Origin of the sequence: Streptomyces sp. NPDC051582, assembly GCF_040681715.1 — a bacterium.
In the GTDB taxonomy this organism is placed as follows: domain Bacteria; phylum Actinomycetota; class Actinomycetes; order Streptomycetales; family Streptomycetaceae; genus Streptomyces.
In genome coordinates, this window is the sequence record NZ_JBFAZJ010000020.1 from 1 (window position 1) to 24980 (window position 24980).

24 protein-coding genes are annotated in these 24980 nt (G+C 69.5%); 13 read left to right on the forward strand and 11 right to left on the reverse strand.

The window, feature by feature from the left end; translation table 11 throughout:
• Positions 1-953: 953 nt before the first annotated feature.
• Positions 954-1580 (forward strand): hypothetical protein, encoded by a 627-nt coding sequence (locus AB0M92_RS24535; protein WP_366104425.1) that lies wholly within the window; start codon positions 954-956, stop codon positions 1578-1580.
• A gap of 264 nt (positions 1581-1844) precedes the next feature.
• Here the strand turns inward: AB0M92_RS24535 and AB0M92_RS24540 are convergent, their stop codons facing one another.
• Positions 1845-2522 (reverse strand): hypothetical protein, encoded by a 678-nt coding sequence (locus tag AB0M92_RS24540; protein ID WP_366104427.1) that lies wholly within the window; start codon positions 2520-2522, stop codon positions 1845-1847.
• A 188-nt stretch (positions 2523-2710) separates the two neighbouring features.
• Between AB0M92_RS24540 and AB0M92_RS24545 the strand changes: the two genes are divergently transcribed.
• Together AB0M92_RS24545 and AB0M92_RS24550 are read left to right on the forward strand one after the other, a co-directional pair.
• Positions 2711-3016 (forward strand): hypothetical protein, encoded by a 306-nt coding sequence (locus tag AB0M92_RS24545; protein ID WP_366104428.1) that lies wholly within the window; start codon positions 2711-2713, stop codon positions 3014-3016.
• Positions 3017-3189: 173 nt separating this feature from the next.
• Positions 3190-3465 carry a hypothetical protein gene (locus AB0M92_RS24550; RefSeq protein WP_366104429.1) on the forward strand — a complete coding sequence of 92 codons (276 nt, stop codon included), beginning with the start codon at positions 3190-3192 and terminating at the stop codon, positions 3463-3465.
• A 32-nt stretch (positions 3466-3497) separates the two neighbouring features.
• Here the strand turns inward: AB0M92_RS24550 and AB0M92_RS24555 are convergent, their stop codons facing one another.
• Positions 3498-4523 carry a transcriptional regulator gene (locus AB0M92_RS24555; protein ID WP_366104430.1) on the reverse strand — a complete coding sequence of 342 codons (1026 nt, stop codon included), beginning with the start codon at positions 4521-4523 and terminating at the stop codon, positions 3498-3500.
• Between the two features lie 775 nt (positions 4524-5298).
• Between AB0M92_RS24555 and AB0M92_RS24560 the strand changes: the two genes are divergently transcribed.
• From AB0M92_RS24560 to AB0M92_RS24575, 4 genes are all read left to right on the forward strand, one after another.
• The gene (locus AB0M92_RS24560) at positions 5299-5517 is read left to right on the forward strand and encodes a hypothetical protein (RefSeq protein ID WP_366104431.1); all 219 of its coding nucleotides are present in this window, start codon (positions 5299-5301) and stop codon (positions 5515-5517) included.
• A 558-nt stretch (positions 5518-6075) separates the two neighbouring features.
• Positions 6076-6546, forward strand: coding sequence for a hypothetical protein (locus AB0M92_RS24565; protein WP_366104432.1), 471 nt, complete (start codon positions 6076-6078; stop codon positions 6544-6546).
• A 156-nt stretch (positions 6547-6702) separates the two neighbouring features.
• Positions 6703-7812 carry a DUF4262 domain-containing protein gene (locus tag AB0M92_RS24570; protein ID WP_366104433.1) on the forward strand — a complete coding sequence of 370 codons (1110 nt, stop codon included), beginning with the start codon at positions 6703-6705 and terminating at the stop codon, positions 7810-7812.
• Between the two features lie 51 nt (positions 7813-7863).
• Positions 7864-8313, forward strand: coding sequence for a hypothetical protein (locus tag AB0M92_RS24575; RefSeq protein ID WP_366104434.1), 450 nt, complete (start codon positions 7864-7866; stop codon positions 8311-8313).
• 412 nt (positions 8314-8725) lie between these two features.
• On the opposite strand, the gene AB0M92_RS24580 is transcribed toward AB0M92_RS24575, so the two are convergent.
• Both AB0M92_RS24580 and AB0M92_RS24585 read right to left on the reverse strand, forming a co-directional pair.
• Positions 8726-9886, reverse strand: a complete 1161-nt coding sequence (locus AB0M92_RS24580; protein WP_366104435.1) for a hypothetical protein — start codon at positions 9884-9886, stop codon at positions 8726-8728.
• A gap of 734 nt (positions 9887-10620) precedes the next feature.
• Positions 10621-11424 carry a GNAT family N-acetyltransferase gene (locus AB0M92_RS24585; RefSeq protein WP_366104436.1) on the reverse strand — a complete coding sequence of 268 codons (804 nt, stop codon included), beginning with the start codon at positions 11422-11424 and terminating at the stop codon, positions 10621-10623.
• Positions 11425-11663: 239 nt separating this feature from the next.
• Between AB0M92_RS24585 and AB0M92_RS24590 the strand changes: the two genes are divergently transcribed.
• The 3 genes from AB0M92_RS24590 to AB0M92_RS24600 all read left to right on the forward strand — a co-directional run bounded on the left by AB0M92_RS24590 (position 11664) and on the right by AB0M92_RS24600 (position 15081).
• A complete protein-coding gene (locus AB0M92_RS24590; RefSeq protein ID WP_366104437.1) occupies positions 11664-12704 on the forward strand; it encodes a hypothetical protein in 1041 nt (346 codons plus the stop codon).
• A 150-nt stretch (positions 12705-12854) separates the two neighbouring features.
• Positions 12855-13073, forward strand: a complete 219-nt coding sequence (locus AB0M92_RS24595) for a hypothetical protein (protein ID WP_366104438.1) — start codon at positions 12855-12857, stop codon at positions 13071-13073.
• A gap of 190 nt (positions 13074-13263) precedes the next feature.
• Entirely contained in the window at positions 13264-15081 is a 1818-nt protein-coding gene (locus AB0M92_RS24600) for an RNA-binding domain-containing protein (RefSeq protein WP_366104439.1), read from the forward strand.
• A gap of 82 nt (positions 15082-15163) precedes the next feature.
• Here AB0M92_RS24600 and AB0M92_RS24605 read toward each other — a convergent pair whose 3' ends face one another.
• The 4 genes from AB0M92_RS24605 to AB0M92_RS24620 all read right to left on the reverse strand — a co-directional run bounded on the left by AB0M92_RS24605 (position 15164) and on the right by AB0M92_RS24620 (position 18099).
• Positions 15164-15490: a WhiB family transcriptional regulator gene (locus AB0M92_RS24605; RefSeq protein WP_366104440.1), complete on the reverse strand. Its 327-nt coding sequence runs from the start codon at positions 15488-15490 to the stop codon at positions 15164-15166.
• A gap of 159 nt (positions 15491-15649) precedes the next feature.
• The gene (locus tag AB0M92_RS24610) at positions 15650-16657 is read right to left on the reverse strand and encodes a hypothetical protein (protein WP_366104441.1); all 1008 of its coding nucleotides are present in this window, start codon (positions 16655-16657) and stop codon (positions 15650-15652) included.
• A 239-nt stretch (positions 16658-16896) separates the two neighbouring features.
• On the reverse strand, positions 16897-17268 hold the full coding sequence (locus AB0M92_RS24615; protein WP_366104442.1) for a hypothetical protein: 372 nt from the start codon (positions 17266-17268) through the stop codon (positions 16897-16899).
• Between the two features lie 54 nt (positions 17269-17322).
• Positions 17323-18099 carry a winged helix-turn-helix domain-containing protein gene (locus AB0M92_RS24620; protein WP_366104443.1) on the reverse strand — a complete coding sequence of 259 codons (777 nt, stop codon included), beginning with the start codon at positions 18097-18099 and terminating at the stop codon, positions 17323-17325.
• Between the two features lie 151 nt (positions 18100-18250).
• Here AB0M92_RS24620 and lexA point away from each other — a divergent pair, with 151 nt between their 5' ends.
• The 3 genes from lexA to AB0M92_RS24635 all read left to right on the forward strand — a co-directional run bounded on the left by lexA (position 18251) and on the right by AB0M92_RS24635 (position 20772).
• Positions 18251-18952, forward strand: a complete 702-nt coding sequence (gene lexA / locus AB0M92_RS24625) for a transcriptional repressor LexA (protein WP_366104444.1) — start codon at positions 18251-18253, stop codon at positions 18950-18952.
• Positions 18953-19026: 74 nt separating this feature from the next.
• On the forward strand, positions 19027-19347 hold the full coding sequence (locus AB0M92_RS24630) for a hypothetical protein (protein ID WP_366104445.1): 321 nt from the start codon (positions 19027-19029) through the stop codon (positions 19345-19347).
• A gap of 81 nt (positions 19348-19428) precedes the next feature.
• Positions 19429-20772, forward strand: coding sequence for a hypothetical protein (locus tag AB0M92_RS24635; RefSeq protein ID WP_366104446.1), 1344 nt, complete (start codon positions 19429-19431; stop codon positions 20770-20772).
• A gap of 271 nt (positions 20773-21043) precedes the next feature.
• Here AB0M92_RS24635 and AB0M92_RS24640 read toward each other — a convergent pair whose 3' ends face one another.
• The 3 genes from AB0M92_RS24640 to AB0M92_RS24650 form a co-directional block, all read right to left on the reverse strand.
• Positions 21044-21922, reverse strand: coding sequence for a M48 family metalloprotease (locus AB0M92_RS24640; protein WP_366104447.1), 879 nt, complete (start codon positions 21920-21922; stop codon positions 21044-21046).
• 226 nt (positions 21923-22148) lie between these two features.
• Entirely contained in the window at positions 22149-23249 is a 1101-nt protein-coding gene (locus AB0M92_RS24645) for a hypothetical protein (protein ID WP_366104448.1), read from the reverse strand.
• A 201-nt stretch (positions 23250-23450) separates the two neighbouring features.
• Positions 23451-24809, reverse strand: a complete 1359-nt coding sequence (locus AB0M92_RS24650) for a hypothetical protein (RefSeq protein ID WP_366104449.1) — start codon at positions 24807-24809, stop codon at positions 23451-23453.
• Positions 24810-24980 lie beyond the last annotated feature (171 nt).

A 24980-nucleotide genomic window follows, 5' to 3' on the forward strand; every position in this document is an offset into this window, starting at 1 on the left:
GCTGTGGGCGCGAGACGGTGCCGAGGTGCTGCGGGAGGTGATCGACCGCTACCGGGAGCACGTGGGCCGAGGAGCCGGCCCGCGGGGCGGGCCGGAGGCCGGCGGGCGGTCCGGCCGTGAATTCGGTTTCTCTTTCCTGTGGTTGGGGTTAAAGAATGGCTGGCTAGGTGGAGGGGGTTCCCTCGGTGGTCCTGGCGGGCCTTTTCTGTGGTTTCTCGACGGGTTTTCAGGTTGTCCCGGTGGTGTTTGTGTGCGGGTGGTCCTGATTTCCTGTGCTGCCAGATCATTCTAGGGGTTCGGGCCCCTGGAATTCAAGTTGTGCGGCGGGAATTGACGGGGTGTCCGCTTCCCGTGCCCGGGGGCTGCTCCGACGGGGCCGGGGTGCCTCTGTATGGGCTGTAGCAGCAGCCTACAGGGCTCTTGGCGGGTTGGGGAAGGGTTCCGGGTGTATGGCGTTCACGGGATTCTATGCGGCTTTCCGGGGCGCGTACGCGGTGGCGTTAGATTCGGGGGTTCGCTGTTTGACGGGTAGTTAGATTCGGTGGTCCGGGGTGTTAGATCCGGGGCCGCACCAATCGGCGCGTGCGGTGCGGGTGTTAGATTCGCGGGTTGGGCGGGGGCGGGTTTCCGGGGTGGCGTTAGATTCGCGTTGCGGACCCGTGGGGGGTGTTAGATCCGGGGTCGCGCGGGGGTGTGGTCGGGTGGTCGCCGGTAGCTCGGGTGGGGGCGGGGTGAGTCGATGGCGGGGGCGGGGGTGCGGGTGCGGTCGGTCACCGGGCGGGGGTGGCGGGGTGTGAGGTTCCTAGTTGGGGCTTGGTTTGGTTGAGCGTGTGGGGGTGGTCCCGTTCTGGTGTTGCGTATTCGCGCTTCGATGTGTACAGTAGTTATCACGAGGTCGGGGGAACGAAAAGCCGGCCGAGAAACCACCTACTGACTCCCTTGGAGGGATCTTCATGTCCGGTACCCAGACGTTCACCACCCCGGCCGGTCACACCTACTCCTACGCGGTCGAGACGGGCGAGAACGGCGAGGCGGTCTACGACCTGTCCCGCGTCCTCCAGGACGGCACCTTCCCGATCGGCACGGTCGTGGTCCACCCGAACTGGGAGCTGTTCCCGAAGACCGAGGGTCTGCTGAACGTCCAGTTCGGCAAGGGCAGCGGGACCGACCGCCACGAGCGGACCGACGCCCCGAAGCTCGGTGACATGGAGCTGCCGTACGTGGTCGGCAGTCACCTGGTCAACCCGGCCGACCTGACCGCCGAGACGGACAACGGGGCCGCGCCGCTGCTGAAGTTCCGCAAGCGGATGCTCGGGGCGGCCTTCGAGACCAGCGCCCCGGCCGAGAACGCCAGCTCGGACACCTTCGACAAGGTCCGCGACCTCGTCACCGCCCTGGTCACCACCTACCAGGCCGACAAGGCCACCCCGGCCCGTGAGGCCACCTACACCAAGTTCCTCAACGCCCAGCGCGCCGAAGCCATCCAGACCGAAATCAACAAGATCGACGACAAGGCCCAGGCCCTCGCCCTCATCCGCGCCGAGATGGTCGAAAAGCTCAACACCTACAAGACCGCCTAACCCCCCACGACAGGGCCGGGCGACCCCAACACCCCCCAAGGCCGCCCGGCCCGGCCCCCCAGGCCCCCCAGGGGCCCCGCCACCGCGGAGACGGCCCTCCGCCCAGGGCCGAGCAACCCCCAACCACAACGTCCCTCCGAGGAAGGTCAGGGGCACCGATGAAAGAGCCGCGTCCACACCGACGAAACTCCCGGCCTGTCCGTGCCCGGCCCTGGCCACCGGGTTCGCCGTGACACGGCTCCACACTGCGCCTCGGCGGCTGCCTTATGCGGCAGCAGCGATCAACGGCAATCGTTGGCCGGGGACCCATACCTTCACGGCCGGGGTACGCACGGCACGCTGGGCCACCAGGCAGTCGGTGATACGCCCCGCGTCCAGCTCGCCTTCGGCAAGCAGGAGATCGGCGAGAGCACTGAGGGCAGCGGCAGCGCACGGTTCACCGAGTACGTGCTGCGCATCGGTGATCGCCTGTTCTCGGTCGAGGACGAAGCCGGCGGCCGCATAGCCGTCCACGATCCTGTGGTCGCCGAGCGTGCCGTGCTCAAGCACGCAACGGCGCAGTTCAGGATGCGTGTACCCGTGTTCCGTCAGCCATCTGGCTTGGGCATGACCGGCGCTCAGCCACACGAGCGTGTAGTGCTGCGCATCCCCTCGCCCACCCACGGAGCAGCCGCCCCCCTCCAGCACGGACCGGTCTCTGGCAAGGGAAAGCCGCCTCACCTCAAACCCGAGGAGCCAAGCCATCAGCGCATGCGCCGCCTCATGAGTCGCGGCTGATCGCCACCATATGTCGTCAGGCAGCTTCGCTGCGCACCACACGTGAGCCGGCTCCGCAGGCTGCGATGAATCCATTAACTCAGGGTGGGCAGTGAGGTACGGCCTGTGAATCTCGATGTGCCAGGCCTCTGCCTCCTCACTCGTCAACGGCTGCTGGCCCTCCACACGTCCTCCCTCATCGCCCTCGCTTGCCCGAGGTCTTTGTAGCTCATTGTTCCCTGTGCAGGGTCGAGTTCGGCTGACAACGCGGGGTAGCCCCCACGGGGAACCTGTTGCGGCAGCGCGGGAGGCGGTCTTGACGGGACGCCTAGCGTCCCAGGCCAGAGCGTTTCGTCGGTGTGCCGGTCACAACGATGGGTGCTGAGAGTTTCATCGAGTTCCAGGAAGGCACTACTGCGGCCGAGGCATTCAGCGTCGCGCAAGTCACCGCGCTGCGGGACCTGGACGAGGGCTGCGATGGCTTTCTCGCCTCGAAAGACAGCTACAAGGTGGTCTCGGACACGGGCTTGACCATGACCGCCGCCGAAGCGCTCGCCGCGCAACTACTCGGAGGGCCCGAAGACGGATTCTGGAAGTGGGATCCGGCCGGAGCTATCGCCGTCACCGGCGAAGGGGCGTCGGCCACCTCGGGATGGCTCTTCTTCGGATGGGCCGATTGATCCTTCCCGCCCCCACCAGCACGGCCGCCCGCATCCACCCCGCCCCGCCCCGGGCCGGCGCGCCGGGGCCCCGCCCGGCCAGCACCCCCAAGGGCCGCCCGCGCCCACCCCTAACCCCACCAACCCGACTCCACCCCTGGGACCCCCAGGGGACGGGCAGAAAGGCCGCAGGAATGACATTCGACGAGTGGGCCGAGCGCCTGGACCGGGTCTACATGGCCGGGACCGAGCACAACTGGCGTGACGAGGACAAGACAGCGTGGGAGGAAGCCATCAGCGAGATGGCAGCCGAGTTCCCCCACATCACCATCACGCGGATGGATCCGAAGTGTGGCTGCTGCACCTTGGACGACCCGGCGCTGCTCGCCTTCGACGACCCGCGGGGCCCGGGTGGATTCGAGCTGCTCTACCCGACTTTTCGCCCGACACACACCTACTACCTGGGCTGACGACGCCCACCGCGAGGTCTGCTCGACCTCGATCAAGCTCTACGAGGGCGCGGCGGGGATTCGGCCGGCGAGGTGGTGCGGCGGGCGAAGGCTGTGACGCCGGGTAGGTCCGGCCGACGCGCGGCGATCTCGGCCGTCAGCGCGCGTACCGAGGGACGGCGGGCCTCCTGCGGCGCGGACCGCTCTACGAGTTGTAGCTGAAGGAACGCGGTCGGCGCGTCTCCGGCGGCCAGCAGGGCGCGGGCGGTGTCGGTCGCCGCGCGGGCCCGGCGCTCTGGCGTGGGCAGCACGGCCGGCTCCAAGCCCGCGGCATACGCCAGGGCGCGGTCGACGTCGCCGAGTTTCTGGTGGATGCCGATCCGGAACAGCATGCACTGCGCTGGCGACAGCTCCCCGCCCGCCGGTACCCGTCCGCGGTCGCGAAGGAGGCGGGCCGTGGTCTGTTCGGCCAGCGACGCGAACTGCTCGGCAGCGGACGGCATGCGGGCCTGGGCGGCGGTGTACGCGGCGGTCAGGGCCACCATGCCGGATGCGTCCAGGACGTCCGCGGACGGTCGGGGGCCGGCGTTCAGCTCTTCGTGTGCTTCCTGGAGCAGCTGCAGGGCGGTATCGGGGCGGCCCGTACGGCGCAGCGGCGTCGCCGCCGCGCGCGCGGCGGCCGCGAGGATGACCGGGTGGCCCGAGCGGCGGGCCGCCGTTCCGGCCCGGACTGCGAAGGCGGCCGCCGTGTCTACGTCGCCTTCCTTGACTGCCAGTTGAGAGGCGAGCACCCATACCCCTGCCGCCCGGCTGGCGTTGACCGGGCCCGTTCGTTCGCTCGCGCTCGCGCGGGTCACCATCCCAGGGAGCACCTGGTGCAGCCGGTCGTACCTGCCAGCGGCGAACAAACCGTGGGCGGCCGAAAGTTCCCCGTCCGCCAGGCGCTGGCCGAGTCCGCTGGCGAGTGCTGGTGTCGTGTCGCCCGCCCATAGTGCCGCCGCGCAAAGCCCGGCGCTCAGTGCTCTCCTGCGCTCCATCACGATGCCACCGTCCTCCTCGACCGCTGTTCCGGGCGTCATGCCGGGGTCTTCGGCCGTCCTTGCGACGGTACGGGCCTGGCCGGGCCTCGGGCAGGGCGCACGTCTGCCGGCTCTGCGCGCCCCTTCCTGCTCTGGCACTCCGGGGGTCTGGGAGGCGGATGTGGGGGCGCAGTGGCTTGGCGTGCCGCATGGGTAGCGGGCTTCCGCGCGGCGCGGCATCGGGGCGGCGGCGACCGGACGGTCGTTGAGGCCCTTGGCCTTCCGGTACATGCGCGGGGCCCGGGTCCCGAGGCGGACGGTCCCCGCTGCTGTTCAGGTTGAGGCTGGCCGTGTCTTGCAGGGGAGCTAAGAACCTTGGTCGTTGCGTATCAGCATTCTAATGTGTACTGTTGTTCTCGTGAGGGCGGGGGAAGCGCAAAGCCCGCCGACAAGCCACCCGACCAACAGGCCGCCTCCGCGGCCTCGTCGAGGAAGTCGACCCGACCTGGGTCACCGGCTGCATCTCCCCGTGACAGCCCCAAGTCACCGCAGGACAGCCCTCCCCTCAGGGGCAGTCCGCGCCCACCCACTCCGACGATCCTGAGAGCTCGCGTTGTTCTATTTGATGAGATGCCCCTGTTGCGGCCGCCCGACCATGTTTCACGAGCTGGAACGCCACACCGCCCCGAGCCTCTTGATCGACCCCGAGACGGGCTTGCCGCCCGGCGTCTCTCCTGACGGCCACCGTGTTCCCCCTTCACCGGCGGCCACAGCCAGAGCCCGCAAGCAGCCCCTGTGTCAGTCGTGTCTCGATGACATACGGGCCGGGCGAGAGGTGACCTTCTCCATACGGCTGAAGGGCGAGCAGACGGCGATGGTTCTCGCGCACGAGATGCCCCTCCTCGACGACGAGGGCCGGGTTATGGCCGTCCGCTGTCCGGCCGCCGGGTGCGGAGCGGTTGTCGACCTGATCAGCGGCCGGCTGGAGGGTCACAGCGTGCGCGGCCAGGAGTGCCGCATGTCGGGCGTGCGGGTGGTGGTCAGTGACGAATGAAGCGTGAGCTGAACAGCCTCAGTCGCTGACCTTCTAACCCTCTCGGGCCGTGCCCGAACCCCTGAACCGCTGTCCCGACGACTGCTCCGACTGCGACGAGAACGACCACGCGTAGGGCATCGGGGCGAATACGGAGTTGATCTCGACATGAGTACCCCTGTCCCGGGAACCGGGGCGAAGAAGCGTCCCGCGAGGCGTCGCAAGGTCAAGAACGCTCGGACCGGCTCCGTGGGAAGCAAGATCCTGCCGGGTCGGTACAGCGACGAGGGCGAAAAAGGGCCCTGGTTCCGGCGTCTGGTTCGCCGCGCTGAGACGCGCGCCTGGCAGCGTGAGACATCGCGGCTCTGACGGCCACCGTCAACCGGTCCTCCCCGTCGCGCCGGACGGCCGGAGAGCCGCCTCACGCCGCTGGTCTCCCGCAGGTGCGAGGGCTCCGGGCGAACAGCCGAAGGCCCTCTGCTTGGGCCTCTGCCGCTCCCACGAAAACGCGCGGCCCTGGCCCTCCCCCTCCCCCCTCTATGTGCGCGCCCGTCGTGGCGCTCGAACCTAGGAAGAAACGTGTCTGCTGATCTGCAGCTCCGTATCCATTCGGCACCCGCTGGCGAACTCGTTCCGCTTCTCGACCTCATGCGGGAGCACGGCCTCCGCGGCGAGTATGAGCGTGGCCCTGCCGAGGTCCTCACGCTAGGGCAGGTCTACCGCTCCCCGGACGCCGCGCTGGGCCTCTGCGAAGAGGTCGCCGCGCGGCTGGAGGAAGACGCCCCGAACGCCGTGTTCGAGCTGTGGCAGGACCCTCACTGGAGCGCCGACGGGCACTACCACGCGCACGTCCCTCAGTTCGGACATTTCGAGGCTGGTTGCGATGCCGAGGGTGTTCCGCATGTCGGCGTGCACGACCTCATCCAACGGCTGAGCAACAGCCCGGGAACGACGCTCGGCGACTGGATGGCGGGCGAGGGAGCCGGCCTTCTCGGCATCGCGGTGCTCGCCGTGGTGGGCGAGTACCAGGCGCAGCAATCCGACTCCTGATCCGGGCTTTTCCCCCTTGCACCCTGTTGGGGCCGGTTGGCCGGTGATGCATGCGGCGGCGTGGCGCCGCCGCTCTTCGATCGCCCGGATCGGCGACGCGAGCAACGGCCAGCCGCTCCCCGGCCTCCCCACTCACGATTCACTGGAGAACTGATCATGGCGGACATCCGCATGCGCTTCCTCGGGCACCCCTGGGAGCGAACCACCGTTTCTGCCGATTCCGAGACCTCTGAGGAGGTGTTCATCGCCCTCTTCCTCCGGGCGATGGAGACCGTCCCCGAACTGCGCGCGTTGCCCGGCGACCTGGAGGCGTACACGGTGCGCTGGGACGGCGACGAGGCGTCGATCTACCACCCGGACGTGGAGCAGGTCGTCTTCCGCGCCCAGCCCGCGCCCGAGCGTTCCGTGCAGGGGGGTGCTCCGGTCAGGACACGGCCGCCGGAGGTGTGGCGCGAGCAGCGCGGCCACGACTTCTACCCGGCTCCGGCGGTGCTGGGCGAGATCCCGGGTCTGTGGTCAACGGTCTTGGAGCCGCATGAGCACAGGGTGGTCGGCCTCCGGTACTTCTCCGCCTGGGGCGAGTGGTACGTCGTGGAGGTCGACGACGCGAGCGGTGAGGCTTACGGGTGGTCGTGCCCGGGCGGTGACCTGTCGCAGGGGCGGTGGGGTCTGATCGATCTTCCGGCTCTGGAGTCGTTCCATCAGGAGGGCGACCTGTCCCAGCTGGTTGTTCGCGATCTGGATTTCACACCCGCTGTCGCGGCCAGTGTTTTGCCGGAGGGCCGACCTCACGATTCTTGCGGGGACGCGGATTGCCTTGTGTGTCTGCCCGACTTCATGACGGAGTACGTTGCTCGACTGCGCGAGATTATCGCGGAGCACGGGTTCGCCGTCCAGGCGGTTCTTGCTGATGAGGGTTCTGCCGCCTATTGCTACACCGTCGGTCTGCACGAGTCTCTGGGGCATGAGTTCGTGATGGCCGGCCTGGACGTCAGGGCGATGCAGGGCGTGCTCCATTCCGTCGTCGAGCGGTTCGCCGGATCGTCTGGTCCGGTTGCCGGTGAGGTCCTGGACGGGCTTCTCGCGAACGGATTCCGGCTGCTCATGCGCCCCGTGGAGTCCTTGGAGCCCTTCGCGATGCTGCGGGCGGTGTATGGCCGGGATACCGCTGTGCCGTACTGGCAGGCCGTGTGGCCCGATCGTGACGGGGTCTTCCCGACTGATGCTTCTTGCTCGCTTTCGCCCGGAACACAACCGCTTCTCTAGCCGGTTTCGGGGTTCTCGAATTCTTGCGTTGTCGTTTTAGGGGGTCTTTTCATGCGTCAGCCTGAACCACTGGATGCTATTGAGGAGCTGCGGCTCTTTCTGGATTTCGCCGTTCCGCTGTGCGGCGCTGATATCGCGTACAAGCTCAGGCAATGGGGCCATTCTCGCGAGCAGGCCAAGAACTGGCTACGTGGTGAAGCCGAGCGCGCTGGCGGCAGCTTGGGCGAGAACGGTGACGTGCTGCAGTTCAGCGATGGTCGTCCTCGGTCGGGACGCGCGCAGAACCGTGTGGTCCGGACGGCGAGTGAGCTTGCTCGCGGCGTGGCAGCGGCAGCGCTGCTCGCTCAGCTGGAGGGGAAGAGCGGGGTCGAGGCTTTCGGTGGCTTCTACGGTGTCGCCGCCGGGCCCACTGAGGCCGACACGGCCCGAGTCCAGGATGGGGAGGACGGTGCAGTCGGTGGCGCCACTCGCGGTACCTCTCCTCGGGGGCCAGCCGCGTGAACGCGCCAAAGAAGTCCCAGTGCCGTGCCCGTCCGCACTACCTCGTCCCGGTCGGCGGGTCGAGCCCCCGGGGAGCCTTATACAGGCTCTCGGCTCACCCATTAGGCTCGCCGAGGCCCGCGCCGGAATGGAGTGTGCGGGACAGGCCCCGGTCCCCGTGACGGGACGCAGTACGGCCGGGGCCGGACCACCCTGCTCACGGCTCGCGCGCCTGCCGACTGCTCAGTCCAGGCGAGTGAAGGCGAGTTCTACCAGGTGCTGACTCTCGCTTCGTTGTGCTGAGCGTTCTCACGAAGCGTCTCTGATCGTCTCGGCAGGTGCCGAGGAGTCGGCGCTCAGGACTGTCTCCCTGCACACCAGAACGAGAAGGGCTCGGGCAACCAAGTGAGAGTCAGCACCGTGCGTTGCGGGCTCATAGGTCTTCTCGGTCATAGTCCGGTTCCTCTTCCACGCTGATGATCCGATACGGGGTGCTCAGCTTGTCCAGGCGCTTCTTCTGGATCAGGCCGGCTGCTTCCCCCGGAGTGACGGCGTAGGCGTAATAGGTCCTGGTGATGAAGGCGTCCGTGTTGTCGTCAGCGCGCTCGGCCAGGACCTTGTAGTGCCGCTTGATGGGAGCAGGGCGCATGACCTTGGCACGGACCATGAACAGGGTGCCGGCTCGCTTCGCAGCATCCACGGTGGTCGGCTCCGCGTCGGCCAGCGCTCCGACCAGCACGAGGGCGCGCTCCTTGACCGCGGCCTGGAGCCACTCCGTCGGCGCTGCGGGAGTCTCAGGGGTGCGCTGCCACAGGGTGACGAGGGCCTGCGGGTAGTCGGGCCAGGGCAGTCCGGTAATGGCGGTGGGTGCGCCGGCGGCGTCGACGGTGACCGTCCAGTGGTCGTTGATGACCGGGGTGACGGTGCCGATTTGAGGTTGCCAGCCGCACTGACGCAGGTGGTCGCCCGGCAGTAGTTCGTTGCGGGTGGCGACAAACACTGCGGGTACGGGGCCGCGGCGGGAAGTGTGCCAGGTGGTGTAGGCGGTGACCTGGTAGCCGGTGCCGTCGTGGGCCGGGGACATGTCGGTGTCGCCGCGGGGCGGCCCGGCCTTGGACACGGCTGCCCACACGGTCATGCTGTCCTCCAGCAGGTCTGCGCGGTCCTCGCGGGTCATGGCGGTGACAGCGGCCAGGATCGGGGCGCCGTCAAGGGTCACCCGGGCGAGCTGGAACAGCGGATCCACGACGTGCGTCGCCGCGCTCATCCTCGGCCCGGCACCCGGGGCCATGCCCATCAGCCCGGCCACGGCGGCGATCACGACGGGGTCGCCGTCGACGATGACGGCGGTGGCCCGGACCTTGCACGGGGTGCACCAGTCGATAGTGGCCCCGAGCAGGTCGGTCGCGGCGTCCATGGGCACGGTGCGGTTCTGGCCGAAGCCGCGGGCGTCGACGGGGGTGAAGACGGTGCTGCGGTCGTGCTGATGGCCCAGGAGGGGAGAGGGGAGGCCAGCGTCGGCGGTGGTGTAGGCGGCGCCAGTGGCTGCCATCGTACGGCGGGCCCGGTTCTTACGGGCGTGATCTTTGGTCATGCTGCTCTCGGTTTCCGGCGCTTCGGCCCCATGACCCGATGCGCACCAAGCAGTCAGCGCAGAGAGAGGACTTTCGGGCTGGCGGTGGGCCGTCCCAAAGGTGATGCCTGCGCGTTGATGCAGCTTGGCCACCGTCAGTTTCGCGGTGGGCACCTTCGCCGTTGCGCACCCCGCTCATGGGACCGGGTACTGGCCTGGGCCGAAGCGCTCGGCCAACCCAACGGTAGCGCGCTGCCCTTCCCGCGCACCAGAGTTACCGAGAAGATGCACTCAATCTAGGGGACGCCCGGCCAGGCAGTGAGCGCCTCGCGTGCCTGCGGCGCAATGGTTCTCCTGTTCCCCCGAACCTGACCGGTTGGCAAAGGAGTTGCACTGACCGCGTTGGTGCCAGCGAACTTGGACAGCCGCGCGACGGGGAGGCGCCCTCGCTGGGCGACCGCGCCGCGTTGCAGCGATTCCGATACGCCGACCACCGGGACGGCGCGGAGCGCGGTCGGCAGGGACTGCACGGTGCGTATTCCTCACTACGAGGGACGTCGTGCACCATCGACGGCTCCGCACCTCATTCGGGGTGCGCACTCTTTGCATGGACGGCGCCTTGTACGCAGTCAGTTCACGAGCTTCCTCGAACTGCACCCGGAGACCACCCAGTTCGAGGTCGCCGAGCTCGTCCCCATGCGCGCCAGCGAGTTCTGAGCGCCGGCGTGCTCCCCTGGCCGCGCCGGGGCGAGCGGTCAGGAGGCTCCAGCCGTTGTCAGCCAGGCGATCCACGCGCCGTCTTGTGCCCGGCCCAGGTGAAGGTCCGGCGTGTGATCGGCCATGCGTGCGCAGACGCATCCGTAGGCGCCGTGGCGGGCGGGGCACAGCCGGGCCAACTCCTCGGGGGTGAGCGCCGCGAGGTCGTCGGGGAGGTTCTGGCCGGCCGCGGTCTCGCGTGCCTGAGCGCCTCGGCGGCGTTCGACGGCGTCCCGGTGCTCGGCGAGCAGACGGACCCAGCGCAGATCGCTGTCGTCCTGGTCGCCCGCGGGGGTGTAGAGGCACTGGCGCACTCCGTGCTCGTCGATCTCGTCGACGACGATCATGCCGATCGACTCCAGCATGCGGCACGAGGCCAGGTTGGCCTTCTGGGTGACCGCGACCAGCGGGCCACCGCCGGGGACGGTGTCCGTCCACCAGCTGACGGCCGCTGCGACGGCCTCCCTGCCCAGCCCTTCGCCCCAGGCGGAGGGGAGCAGCTGGTAGGAGATTTCGGCGCGGCCCTCGCACCTGTGGTCGGCGCCGATGGTCACCAGGCCGATCGGTTGCTGGTCGGCGACGCGGACGACGGTCCACGCGCCGGCCGTCGTCGGGTAGGCGGCCTGCCGGGCGGCGACGCGCTCCTGCGTGACCGGACCGCCGAGGTGCGCGCGGACCCGGTCGTCGGTCAGCAGCTCGTGCACGAGGAGTCCGTCTTCGTGGGTGACCGGCCGCAGGAGGAGATGGTCGGTGCGCAGCTCGGCGGGCCAGAGGCGGTCCAGTGCGGTGTCGACGGATTCCATGGGTGTCACCTTGGCAGCCAGCGGCTCGGAGCGCGCCGGCATCGTCGCAGACGCACCGCGGGTGACGGCAGTGGGCGGCTCCGGGACCCCGGCGGTGGAGCCGGCCCACCGCAGGGACCGCACGAATGCTCGTGCTTTCGGTTCGTGTTCGGTTACCGGCGGGGGCGTTGTCGGTGGCGGCTGGCAGTCTGACCGGGACAGAGGCAGGGCCGTTTCGGAGCAGCAGGAGAGGTCGCACCGTGGACCAGTTCAGGGGCTGGAAGAGGTACCCGCGCGTCATCGAGGGTGCTCTCGCGCGCGCCGGCTACGCGGATGCCGAATTCGCGCTGCGCCGCGGAGAGGTGCGGGGTACGGCGGAGGCCCGGTGGGCGTGGATCGGCGGCGCTGCGGAGCTGACCGCCGAGGAGTGGCCGGACGGGCTGGAGCTGGTGTGGAAGTCGTCCGCGGGCTGGGCGTACCAGGAGCGAGGCGGTGACAAGCTCGTCGCGTTGCCGGTGCCGGTGCTGGCGGCGCCGGAGGCGATCACCGCGCTGCTGCCGGCCCTCATGGACGGACGCCGCGACCAGCTTCCTGCATCCGAGGACCGGTGGGAGCACGCCGCGATCCTCGCGAGGTGGGCGGAGTCTGCCGCGGTCCTCGGCGACGACAAGTACGACGCGGCCTACCAGCGCGCCGAGGAGGAAGCCGCGACATTCGACCGGTGGCAGGACGAGCTGGGCGACGTTCTGCCCGTCACGGCGCCGTTTCCCGTGGAGGCCGACGGCACCGCCGGGGCCGCCGCCCTCGGGTCCGGTGACGCCCGCACGCCAGACGCGGCGGAGCGGGCCCGGCGCGCGCACGTGGACGTCATCCTGCAGTGGGCCCTCAAGGCACGCGACGAACGCAGCCACCACCCGGACCCGGAGCTGTTCGGGGCCCTGTGCGACTTCTTCAGCCGCGCCGTGGTCTTCCCCGGGCTGATGAACCCCGACGACGGGCAGCGCCACACCAGCGACCCCTCTCGCGCCCTGGCCCACCTGCTCATCCAGCACCTGGAGCGCTACGGCATGGACCTGGAGGACCTGCCCGAGCTGGTGTCACCCGATACCTCGGTCGCGCCCGTCGGGGACGCGGTGGCCGAGTGCATCGTCCAGGCGCTGCGCTCCAGCCGCTGGTTCAGTGACGCGGTCTGCGGAACCGGCCAAGCCGGCAGCGAGGTGATGTTCCGTACCGTATTCGGCAGCACGGGCGTTCTCCACCTCGCCGACGTGACCGGCCCGGAGAGCCGCCCGAAGGCGTAGGACCCGGAACTCGGTGATGCAACCACAACAACGGTGGCTGTGCCCGCGGGCGTTCACCCCGCCCGGACGACCCCGAGGCCCAGTCGCGGGGACGGAACTGCCAGAATTCGCCGACGTTGCCAACCACCGCCTTCGACTGGGGGAAGCCCTATGAGCGACAACATCGACGTGGAGGCGACCAGGCTCCCGGACGGCACCCTCGTCCTCCCCCTGCCCACGGTCACAGCGATCCTCCGGCAGATCGCGGACAGGGCCGAAGCCCGGCAGCAATCGCAGCGAGTCACGGACCCCGTCACGGAGATCCGCGCGATCGCCGACCAGATCGATGCCGCTGGTCTCATCGATCAGGTCGGGCCGTCCGCCTCGTAGCGACCGCACCATGCGGCGCGGCACCAGCCCCACTTTCCGTCAGTCGGATCAACGGATTCCGTACGTAGGCCCCTGGTGTCCGTGCGGTCCGGCCGTCCCCCCTCAGATGACCTGATCGGGCGTTCCGGGGAGACGGTGAACTTGTGAAACCAGGCGGCGGAGTGCCGAAGGGTCGGAGGATACTGCCGGGATGCCGACCGATCTGAAGAGCGCACTAGCCGCACTGGAGGCCCACCAGCCCGGCTCTCTGCTCGGACTGCGCGAGACACAGTGGCTCGATGCGAAGGCCGCCGCGTACCAGCTCGATGCCGACCCCCGCGCGCCCGAGGAACTCGCCAAGGATGTCGCCGCTTTCGCCAACGGGGGAGGCGGGGTCATCGTGATCGGCATCGCCACCCGCATGGACAGTGACGAGGAAGTCCTCGACCACATCAGAGGGCTCGCCCAGGATGCGGTGAACGTCGACCAGGTCCGCAAGGTGATCCGCGCCCGGATCACCCCCGCGCCCCGCGGGGTACGCATCGGCTGGTCCGGCGACGGTGAGGAGCGCGTGCTGTTCATCGACATTCCCGCGCAGCCCGCGGCCACGCTCTTCGTCGTGGCCGCGCCGACCGGGAAGCCGGGCACCCAGCGGACGGACACCGTCGCCGTGCCGGTGCGAGACGGCGACCAGACGCACTGGCTGCCGCGCGCCGAGATTCAGGCCTTGCTCTCCGCGGGTGTCCGAGCTTCCGGCATGCCAACCGCCGAGGCCCTCGCCGACCTCGTGCGCCAGGCCGTTTCCGGCAGCGGGTCGGGGGGAGGGCTGCGGGTCGGCCAGGGGCTCCCGGATCGCGAACGGGAGATGCAAGAGGCATACCGTCAGTTGGCCAGGGCCGAGCTGGGGGAACCGGCCGGGGAAGCATGGGCCCACGGGTCGACCGCCCTGCAGGATCTGCACCACGAGCGCGACGGCGAGCCGGGCTGGGTGCTGTGCCTGGTGGCCGGCCGCCCGCCGGTCGTGGTCGCCGCGCCCATCTGGCAGGCGATCGTCGAAGCCGGCCGGCACGCGCCAGGCCATGATCCGCTCGCAGCCATCGGCCTTCCCCGCCCGCCCCAGGACACGGACACCCCGTGGGTGATCGCGGCCGACTCCCGGAGTGTGGACGTCGACGGCGGATCGTGGGGCGCAGGCCGCCTGGCGTGTTCCGGGCGAGGCGTGTGGCGGTGGCAGCCGCTCCCCCGCTTCAGCATCAACCAGGGCCGGTCGGCCGAGAACTGGACCGCCGGGCAGACACCGGCGCTACGGCTGCGCGCCGTGGTGAACCTGCCCTGGGCCGAGGCGAGCGCGCTGGAGATCAGCAAACCCCGGCGCACTCTGCTCGAGCAGCAGCTTCCGCACAGCGCGGTGGCTGGGGCGTTGACGATGCTGTCCAGGCGCCGGGGCGCGGAACTTCCCGCCGCTCGCTGGGAACGGGGGCCCTTCGGCAACTCCGCCCGATCTGTCGGCTACTCGTGCACGATCGCCGGACCGGACGGCGGCCCGGCCCTGAAGGCGTCCGTCATGCTCGCCCTGCCCACCACGATGGAGTCCACCGTGGTCGCCTGCTCCGACGTTCTGATCGAGAACCCGCAGGCGTGGGCGGCGGCCATCGGCCCCGGCTGGGACACGCGCCTGGGCTTCGACGAGGTCCAGGCCGTGCTGCTGAGCACGTGGGAGACGGCCGCCGAGCTGCTGCCCGACGTCGTCGGTGACCCGGCCGGGCTGTCCTGGTCCGCCCCGCCCACCACCGAGCTGCGGATGACGTGCGAACAGCCCGCCGATAACGGCGTCCTGCCCGCCCTGGACTCCCTCGTCGACCTGGAGTCGCTCGGCGCCAACGACGGCGGGACCAGGCCGCGGATGACCGTCACCATCACGGCCGCGCCGGCGATGGGCCAGACGGAGCGCCAGAGCCTGCTGCGGGAGGCACTGGTGCACATGGCCCGCCAGTTCGGGTACGTCGACGCGGAAGTAGACCTGCTGTAAGAACCGGCCCGTGCACCAGCGTTGTACAGCATGGCCTGGTCTGGCGAGGCCTACTGGGCGTCCTTTCGGGGGCCGCAGGGTGTCATCCGGTGGCATCCCAGGTCTGGCCCTCGCCGGCACCGGTGAGCCGCTCGTGTTCGGATCGGGCTGCTTCGAGCAGGCGACGCCAGGACGTGACCAGCGGGCGCCGCCGCAGCAGAGCCCGCCGTTCACGCTCGGTCATCCCGCCCCAGATCCCGTGCTCGATGCGCTGATCGAGAGCATGGGCCAGGCACTCGGTGCGCACCGGGCAGCCGCTGCAGGCGGCCTTGGCCTTGTTCTGGGCCGCTCCTTCGACAAACAGCTCGTCGGGATCAGCGGTGCGGCAGGCCGCCCTCTCACCCCAGGTCTCATGTTCATCCCCGACCACCCCGATGCCGTCCTCTCCCCAGCCCGGCCGCCTGCCCTCCCCCGGGCACGTGCAGTCCGCAAACGGTACGGCACGCCCGTAGAGCGGGGAGATCGCATGGTGACGGCAATCCCTTTGGGTGAAGGGGACTTGACGACGGCTCGGGTGGCCCTTGACGTGTCAGCCGGTGGGCGAGCAGCCGGGAATCGCCGGGAACGGGGCCTCGCCCGTCAGGGCGCTGATCCGGCGCCGGATCGCCGCGAACATCTCGGCCCGCTCCGCCTTGACCGGGTAGTCGAAGCGGTCGTATCGCAGCTGGAGGGTGGCGGTAGCGTCCGGGGATTTCAGGAGGACCACACCGAGGCCCCCGTCGGCGGTCAGGTCGCGGTGCTCGCGCAATTCCAGCGGCAGACCGTGCTCGGGGTCGGTAAGGGCCTGTGCCAGCTCGGCCCGGCGCAGGCCGGTGTCGGAGTAGTGGTCCAGCTCCAGGATCCACCACTGCCCCAGGCGGGACTGGTGTCCGGTGACGACCTGGGGCACGGCGACCGTGTGCAGGAGGCCGAGGCGGCGCAGCAGCCCGCTGGGGAGCCAGGCCGCCTCGCGCCAGGTGGGTTCGTACGGGAGCGGCTGGCGCTCGTCTTCCCACCGGCGTTCGTAGACGGTCCAGGTGTCGCCGGCGAGCCAGCTGGCCTCGCCTTTGTGGTCGCGGATGCGTTCGGCGAGGGTGGCTTCGGCCTTGTGGAAGGCGCGTCGGGAGGGGCCGGTGAGCTGGATGCTGGTCGGCTGTCCGAGGCGGCGGAGTTCGATGCCGTGCTCGCTTCGTGCGGTGATCCGGCACCCGTTGAGGCCGTGGATCTCGTCGTCGCCGGTACCCACGGACACGCGGGCGGGCAGGAGGCCGGCCAGCAGGCTGTCGAGGCTCGCGTTGCTCTCCAGGTGGAGCCGGATGCCCTCCGCGGTGGGCTGTACGTACCGGATGCCGAAGGGGAACTCGAAGTAGTCACGCTGGGAGCTGAGGACCCAGTAGAACGCCTCGGACTCAAGCAGGAGTTGCGCGTGGTGGGCGGGGGCCGGGATGAGCGGGGCGTGCCGGGGCAGGCCGGCGACGATCTCACATGCGAGTTGGCGGGGAGCGCCGGTGTAGAGGGCGTAGGTCCGGGCCCGGCTGCTGGTCTGGGTGGCCGACATGGTTTCAGGCACCTTTCGCTCAGCTCCGTCGGCCCGCGGAGCGTGAGGAACAGGCACTGGTGTGCGGTATTGCGTCGGTGGGGTGCAGCTGATCGAAGCCGCGCTTCTTCGCCTCCGCCTTGAACCAGTGGGCCGAGGTTCGCGTGAGGAGCAGCAGACCGATGCCGCAGGGCGCCACTGTAGTTCTCGGTCTCAGCTCGAAGGGGGCGCCACGCCGTTCGCCGGTTCTGGGCGTGGGGTTACAGGGGGGAGGCGGCTGGCTGGGGATTGTTGTGCTCAGCGAGTTGGCCGCGGGCGAGGGCTTCTTGTCGAAGCGCGGTCCTCAGGTGCCACAACGAGATCGCCGGCAGGAGGCCGCCGAGCCGGGCCACGGCTCTCAGCGCCTCAGCCGCTTGGGCCAGGAGCTCGGCAGCCGATCGTGCCTGCTCGGCGCTCCGATCCCCGCTCAGGCGTTCTACGACCTCGTCCAGCAGCTGGGCCAGCTCACCCGCTCCCGGGTCTTCCGGCACATCGGCTCCCCACCACCGGCCGGCGGCGTCCAAGGCCGTGAAGCAGTCGGTGCGGTCGAGTGGCGGCGTGGTTCCTACGTCCCCGTGCATCACGATCCCCATCGTTCACCTTCAGGGCCCCCTCCGGGCGGGAACCGAGAATCGGCTGCTCCCGGGTCAGGCCCCGACGCGGGGTGCGAGGTGTTCCGGAGCCGGTGGAGCGGCGGCCGGCACGGGTATACCGCGGCGCAGGGCCTCCCGGGTGAGGGCGTCGAGCTGGGCACCGGCCGCGGTGTAGGCGTCGGCGGCGCGCGCGAGACGTTGTTCGGCAGCGGCCAGGTCTGCGGCGAGTTCTGCATCGGTTCGCGGTCGCGCGTGATAGCCAAGCCGTGCTGAATACTCCGTCTCACCAAGGTGGGGCGCGTCCTGCCGTGCGGAGCGGCGGACGAACACGCCCTTGCCCTTGACCGCGTAGACCAGGCCCTCGCGTTTGAGTACCCGCACCGCGTTCTGTGCGGTCGAGTTGGCGATCTCGAAGCGGTCTTGGAGTTCCCGCGCGGAGGGAAGCCGCCCGCCCGGTTCGAAGCTGCCGGACCGGATCTCCTCCCTGAGCAGATCTGCCGTGCGGACGTAAGGGGGCCTGGGGTCGTGTTCCTCGTCGATTACGTCGTTGGCGACGGGGGAGGGCTCCGCCCGGGCCGCCGGCGGGAGGCCGGGGTGTGTACTGCTGACGTAGCTGCCCCGCCCGAGCACGGAGTAGACCATGCCTTCCTGCTTCAAGACCCGCAGCGCGTTTTGCACTGTCGAGCTGGAGACTCCGAAGCGCGCCTGAAGTACCCGCGCCGACGGCAGTCGGCTCCCGGGCGCATACTCCCCGGTCTGGATCCCGGCGCGCAGCACCTCGGCCGCCTGGAGGTAGGGCGGCCTCGAATCGTCTTCCAGCGGCAATGTCATGGGCGTAACCGTACGCAGCGCGACTCGCTGCTCCGGTCTGTGGGCTGTCTCCTCGCGGCCGTCTGGCCAGCGAAAACAGTTCGAATACCTGTGCCCTTTCGCGGAATCTCGGGCTACGGTTCGTACCTGTAAGAGCACGAAGGGGGACATCATGGAGGCTACAACGTCTCGGTACGTCGGACGCCCGCCGGGCATCGTGACCCGGGAAGACGGGCTGACCGACCGGCAGCACAGGATCGTCAACGCCATTCGGGCCAGCATCAAGGACCGCGGATACCCGCCGTCGATGCGGGAGCTGGGCCAGGCCGCCGGGCTCTCCAGCACCTCGTCCGTCGCGCATCAGATCGGCGCTCTGGTGAAGAAGGGCGTCCTTCGGCAGGACCCGAAGCGCCCTCGCGCCTACGTCCCCACCACGACCGCCGCCCCCGAGGGCGAGCCCGCCGTGGAGCCGGGCCCCGAGGACGCGGTGTCCGACTCCTCGGTGGTCCACACCCCCCTCGTTGGCCGCATCGCCGCCGGCGTTCCCATCACCGCCGACGAGCAGGTCGAGGATGTGCTCGCGCTGCCGAGGCAACTCGTCGGCAGCGGCCAGGTGTTCGCGCTCACGGTCAGCGGCGAGTCGATGATCAAGGCACACATCATGGACGGCGACACGGTCGCCGTCAGGGTGCAGCCGGACGCCGAGAACGGCGAGATCGTCGCCGCCATGATCGACGGCGAGGCGACGGTCAAGCGACTCAAGCGGGAAGGCTCAACGGTATGGCTGATGCCGGAGAACGACGCCTTCGAGCCCATCTGCGGCGAGGCAGCGTCCATCCTCGGCAAGGTCGTGGCGGTCATGCGCAGCGTGTGAGCACGCCGGTCGGGGATTTCGGCAGGCCGGAAGCGGTGACTGCTGTGGGTGATTCATCTTGGGATGGGGGAGGCATGAGCGACGAAGCAACGCCGGACGTGACGTGGGAAGAGATCGCGGACAGCTGGCGGCTGGACGAACTTCTCGAAGGCCGCATGCGGCCCACCACGAGCGACGACGTGCTGACGCTGATGACGATCGGGGCGCTGCGCGGCCGGCGGCCACCGCTGAGTGAGGCCGCGCGGCGCAAGGCCCTCGACGTCATGATGGCGGCGGCTGACGGCGGCGCGGGCGCCGAAGAGGACCAGCCACCCCGGGATCCTGCCCGTATTGAGCAGACTCGTCAGGCCGCGCTGCGTGCCCTCGAAGAGGCCCAGCAGCAACGCGAGGAGTGACCAGGCGCAGGCGGCCCGCCGCAGAACCGCCGCGGGGCGGACAGGAGTGCCCTCGAACCGAGCGTTGTCGTTGACCAGGGCATGAGCGTTCGGAACCTCCTCGACGCGGCCCTCGCGCAGCCGGCCGCCCCGGCTAGGCGTGACAGCGGCCTCACCTTCACCGCCCTGAGCTCGGGCGCCTGGAAGGAGTTCCTTCTCGGTCCAGGCGCTGGGCCAGGCAGATCGGGATCCTGGGACGAGCAGCTGGCGGTGCTGTGGAAGCGGGTGGTCGCGGAGGGCGGAGCAGCACAGCGACTCGCGGACGAGCACGACATCGACTGGGAGCTGGCTCCTCACGAGTCGAAGGCGGTCCTCGCGCTGTGCGGGCCGGACGACGTCGTCATCGACGTCGCCGCGGCCGCACTGGCGACCCAGCGGGAGCAGTGGGAGCTCGAGCGGCGCTTCGCCCGGATCCATCGCCGCCTGCCCTCGGACCTATCCGGCCTGGTGCCCGCGGACGTCGGCGCGCTGCGGTCCGGTCTGCTGGACGAGCAGGATTTCCGCGCCAGCACCTACGCCGTGCAGCAGGACCGAGTTGTGCGGTGGCTGCGGGCCCTGACCGGCACTGCGGCCTACCTCTCCGCCGCGCACATGGTCCCCGCCCCGCTCGCCCTGGACGTGGTCACCACCGCCCCGCTGGACGAACCGACCCGGGACGCTCTGCGGCTGCCGGCCCCCTGGTCGCTCATCACGCACGACGCCGTCCCCCTGCGCGCGGCCCAAGCCGATGACGACGAGCTCGCCACGCTCGTCGAGGCCGGCGTGTGCGTGGGGCCGGAGCCGGTCATCCTCGGCGGCCTGCTCGCCTCCCAGCCCAATGGCCGGCTCGACACGACGTCCGGGTTCCTGCTCATCTCCTCCCTCGACGCGACAGGGAAGCGGTGCCAGGTGCTACAGCCGACCGCGTACGGCGACCACGGCGGCGGCCGCGTGCTGTACGGGTACGCCGCGCAGCTGGCGTTCGCCCGGTGGACGCCGCCACCCGTTCTCCCGGAACCCGGGCCGCGCCCCACGTCGCGCAGCGCCCTGGGCAGGATCGCCACGAGCGAGGCCGGGCAGGCCGGCGGCTTCCATGGGGTCCGTGTCCTGGACTTCACCCCTCCGCCCGAGGGACCGCCCGAGCAGCGCCCGGCGCCAGCCGGCTCCCGGGGGCCGCTCGTCGTCGGCACCTGGCGGCGCGCGCACTGGAAGCCCGGAATGCGGATCGGGATTCGCGACAACGACGGGCAGCTCGTCGGGCCGGTCTACAAGGACGGCGCGGTCGAGGGCCTCACGTTCACTCGTGAGCGCCGGTTCTTCCCCCGCGCGCGGGTCCGCCCCGACCTCCCGCTCGCGCCCACCACCGCGGTGTACCAAATCCCGAACCCCGGCGCTGCGAGCCGGTGACCTCCCCGTGAACGGAGAGAGCCGGTCGCGGCAGACCGTCGCGAGAGTGGGTTGCCGCAGTCGGGGGGGCGGGGCCGCTGATCACGCCGGGCCCGGCGGAGTACGCCCCCGGACGCAGCGCACGGGGGGACGCGGCGTCCAGGGGGACTGCCGTCAAAGTACCGCGCCAACCGGCCGCTTATCGCACATATCGGGGAATCCGATCGCGCGTCGGGGCGCAGCGCGGGCGCGGAGCCGGTCTGGCCGGGACGCGGTGGGCGAGGAGGCCGGATCAGCTGACAGCCGGCGTATGCAGTGGGTGCACGGCCAGCCCGCGTCCGTCGCGCAGCGGGACGTGCTCGGCGCACAGGATCCGCAGACGCAGTGGCGGATGCGTGCGCAGGCCCCGCACCGTCACCCAGATCCGGGGCAGCACGGCGCGGGCGCGTTCACGGTGGAGATCCTCGCGCCACATGTCGGCCACGGCGGTCCGGCCGCAGGCACGGACGGCCGCGAGGTCGCAGGCGAGTTCGCCCCACCAGAAGAACATGGTGTTCAGCGCCCAGGCGGCAGCTGCGGTCAGGGCGAAAGCGGGCACGGACAGCAGGCCCGCGGCCAGGCCGACCACCCCTACGGCGGCGGACTCGGCGGCGATGCGCTTGCCGGTGTCGCGGCGCTGGAGGTGGGCGAGTTCGTGCTCCAGGACCGCGGGGAGGTGGTTGGTGTGACGGGGGTGGAGCCACCGCATGCCGAGCCACACGTGGCCTCGGCGGCCGTGGCCGGTGGAGCGGGCGTCGGCCCAGCTGTCGGTCTCGCTGGAGGTGGCCAGGGTGATCTTCGTCAGTCCGCGCTCGGCGGTGGTGCGGCGTACGTGCTCGGTGGTCTGCCGCATCCTGGTGGCGATGTGGCGGTACGTGTCGCTGTCGGACGGGTCGGGCTTGCGGCCTGCGTGGATCTGCCAGGTCAACGCCTGGGCGGACGGGCCCATGGCGATCGCCGACTTCTGCCGGGCGCGGCCCTGCACCGCCCACACTCCGGCGGCCGCCGCCGTGACGCCGATGGCGATGCCGGCCGACGGTCCGCGCAGCTGTGTCATGACGGCCTCGCTGATGATCGCTGTCGCCACCACGGCCTGCCCGGCGTGGTGTTGCAGCATCTCCCCCAGTGTCATGGTGATCACCGTAGTCGGCGGCCACCGTGTTGCCGGCCGCGCCCTGGCGCTGGCGAGCTCACCCACCAGGCCAGATCATCGCGTTAGCTGCCAGGGCCGATTGGCGGAGGCGCGGCCGCCTACGGTGAGGGAGCCTGATGGGCGCCTGCCACGATGCCGGCCGGTCTCTCGTGGCTTCGGACCGTAGATCCAGCCTGGCCATTGGCGGGCTGGATCAGGTGCTTCCTCAACGCATGTTCGCAGCCTCGTCGATGCGCCAGACCGCCTCGCGGACCTTCGATTCGAGGGCCTCGAACGCATCCTCAAGAGCCGCAAGCTCGGCAAAGAGCGCGTGTTTGTCGTCCATGTCTCCCATCGCTGTGGCCCGCTCGATCCAGGACTTCACGTCCTTCATGGTGAGGGGATACTTCCGGCTACGTAGCACCTCATCGTCAAAGATCGCTTCGATGTCTCCATCGTCGGTCTGCATGATTCGAATCGCGTCGCCCGGGGCCGCGCCGTTGACGCTGTTCTCCTCGATGTAGGCAAGTCCCGACTCAAGATCGTCAAGTCGTCCAAGGAGATGGTCGACCAGCGCGGCCCTCACTGCTGCCAGGTCCAGGCCGACTTCCTCCCTCAGCTGCTTCGCCGCCCGATGGGACACCTCGAAGGGGTCGTGGTGACCGGGGAGGGTGTCCTGGAAGCGCGCCAGCTCAGGACCTAGGGATCCGTCACCGATCAGCACTCCAGGCTCATACAGGTCGAGGACGGTGCATGCCGCATCGAAGTAGATCAGGACGGCGGGACGGATGACTTCAACTCGGTGCTGGTCACGGTGGTAGGTCTCGTTCCGGTAGTCGTGCAGTTTCTTCAGCACCGGAGCGAGATCACCTGGAAGCCTTGTTCGCTCGACCAGGAAGTCGATCTTTCCTCCGAAGGTGTCGTTGACCTTCTTCCGCTTCCCCTTCGAGGTCACCATCTGCTCGAGCTCCTTGATCTCTGCTCGGAGCTGGTCGTCGCTGGGCCCGGTGGCGAACCGGCGGTGCAGGGGGTTGTCGCTCTTGCGCATCGCTTCAAGCCGGCGGAGGTTCTCCAGCCGATCGAAGTGGTAGCGCTCGCCGTCCAGCTCGGCTTCGGCCATCCGGTGCATGATCAGTTCGACGGCGCTGTCGAGCAGGATGTGAGCCAGCCGCAACTGGGGCACCCGTCCGATCTCGATGAGGCGCTTGACCTCTTCAAATTGCACGACCACCAGTTCGAGGCGTTTCATCGCCGTCTGCCTTCCGCGTTCCGCTCGGGCTCCCGCCGAGGAGTCATCACGGTAGTGAACGGGCTGCGTGGTCAGCACCTACGTTTCCGCCCGAAGTCGAAGCGCAGCAACAGATGCCGGCCCTCCTCCGATGACGTCACCTTCGGTTAAGCAGAGGTCAGGTCAGCGCCGACCACCGGGCCGTGGCGGCCCGCCGACGGAGCTCGGTACGCGACGTCGACGGCAGCACAGAGAGGGCTCGTGCGTCATCAGGAGCAGTGAGCCCGACAGGGCCTCCTGTCAGGCGGTGGGGGCCTCGGTCGATCCGATCCCGGAGGCGATGAGGTTGAAGAGCCGCTCATCTCCTCGAAGGTCTTCCAGAATCGGCGTCCACAGGCTCCTTCGCCCGTCGCCCAGGTGCCCCGTGAGGGTGTAGAGCTCGACAAGGTAGCCCGGCATGGCACGGCCCCAGCACTGGGAATTGTCGTTCCACTCCGTGAGGACTTGTTCGAGTTCGGGCCAGGACAGAAGGCCGGCGCAGGGAAGGACGGCCGTCTCGACGACGTCCTGGCCGCTGTCGTAAGAGGTCACGTCTTTCAGGAGCGTCGGGAGGAAGGACGTGAAGTACGGGTGGGGCCGTTGTCCGATGACCTGGGCGCGCGAGACGGCCCCGAGCTTGGGAAACGCCTCGCCGAGGGCTGGCAGGGTTGTGCGGAGCTCCGGAAGCGCGACCAAGGCCAGAGCCTTGGCCTCCGCGGTCGTGATCCCGTTGAACTGCAGGCGGCTTCCGATTCTCTCGATCTTCGAGTTCAAGAGGTTACGCACAGGCTCGGCGAGGGCGGCCCAGAAAGCGGGAAGGTCACCGAGCCGCCCAAGTGCTTTGAGTTGCACGGCGGGTTCAGCGGTTTCCAGGCGTGCCATCTGTTTGGCTACGGCCTTCTTGGCGAGGTCGGCGTCGCGGTCGGCGAAACTGCGCAGGCACTTGGCCATGCGGTCGGCGAACTTCTCCGGTTTGATCTTGATCGCGGGGTCTTCGACCGCCAGAACGGCGAACTTGGCGGCGGCCTCGACCACCTTGAACCTGGCACTGGGGCGGACCCGATCGAAGAAGGTGTGAGTGAGGTACTCGGTGTCGTAGACAAATCCGGGGTCCACCACGTGCTTGAGGAAGCTGTCTACGATCTTGCGGCCCTGGCTGGGGGGATGGATAAGCACGGCTTCCAGCGCTGCGGCGAGGTGGGCGCGCGCGTACTCCATCGTCGGCTCGTAGAGCTCACCGAGTGGCCGGAGGGAGGGGTGGGCACACAAGTGCCGGTCGTCGCGGATGCGCTCCAACTGTTTGCGCTGGGTGAAGTCGATCAGCTCGAGCTTCTCGGCAGTCTCGAGCAGGGTCCTCTCCAGGGCGAGCATGATCGGAATCGCTTCAGACTCCACGCTGCCTTGGGCTCGCTCGACGTCGGTGACCAGGTCCCGGGCTTGAGTCTCGCCCTCCTCGTGAAGGATCTGGGCCTTGGCGATGAGGTCGGCGCAGACGGCCGTCCACGTAAGGACGATCGCGCCGCGGGCGGATCCGGAGGCGTAGCAGCGGTACGCCTCCCGAACGAGGGGCCGCAGGTCCGGGTTGAACACGCGATTCACGCGCTCTTCAAGGTCGATCATGTTGCCCTCCCGGCTCGCCCGCCCCCCGTCGGCGGGGCCCGAGTTCATGATCTCACCCTGTCTAACTCTCACCCGTGTCAGGCCGTGGTGTCGGCCGCCGCGAAGGACCGCCGGCGGCGCCGCACGCGTATCCATCCATCGGTTTGCTAGCCGTGGATACCAGCACCTAGC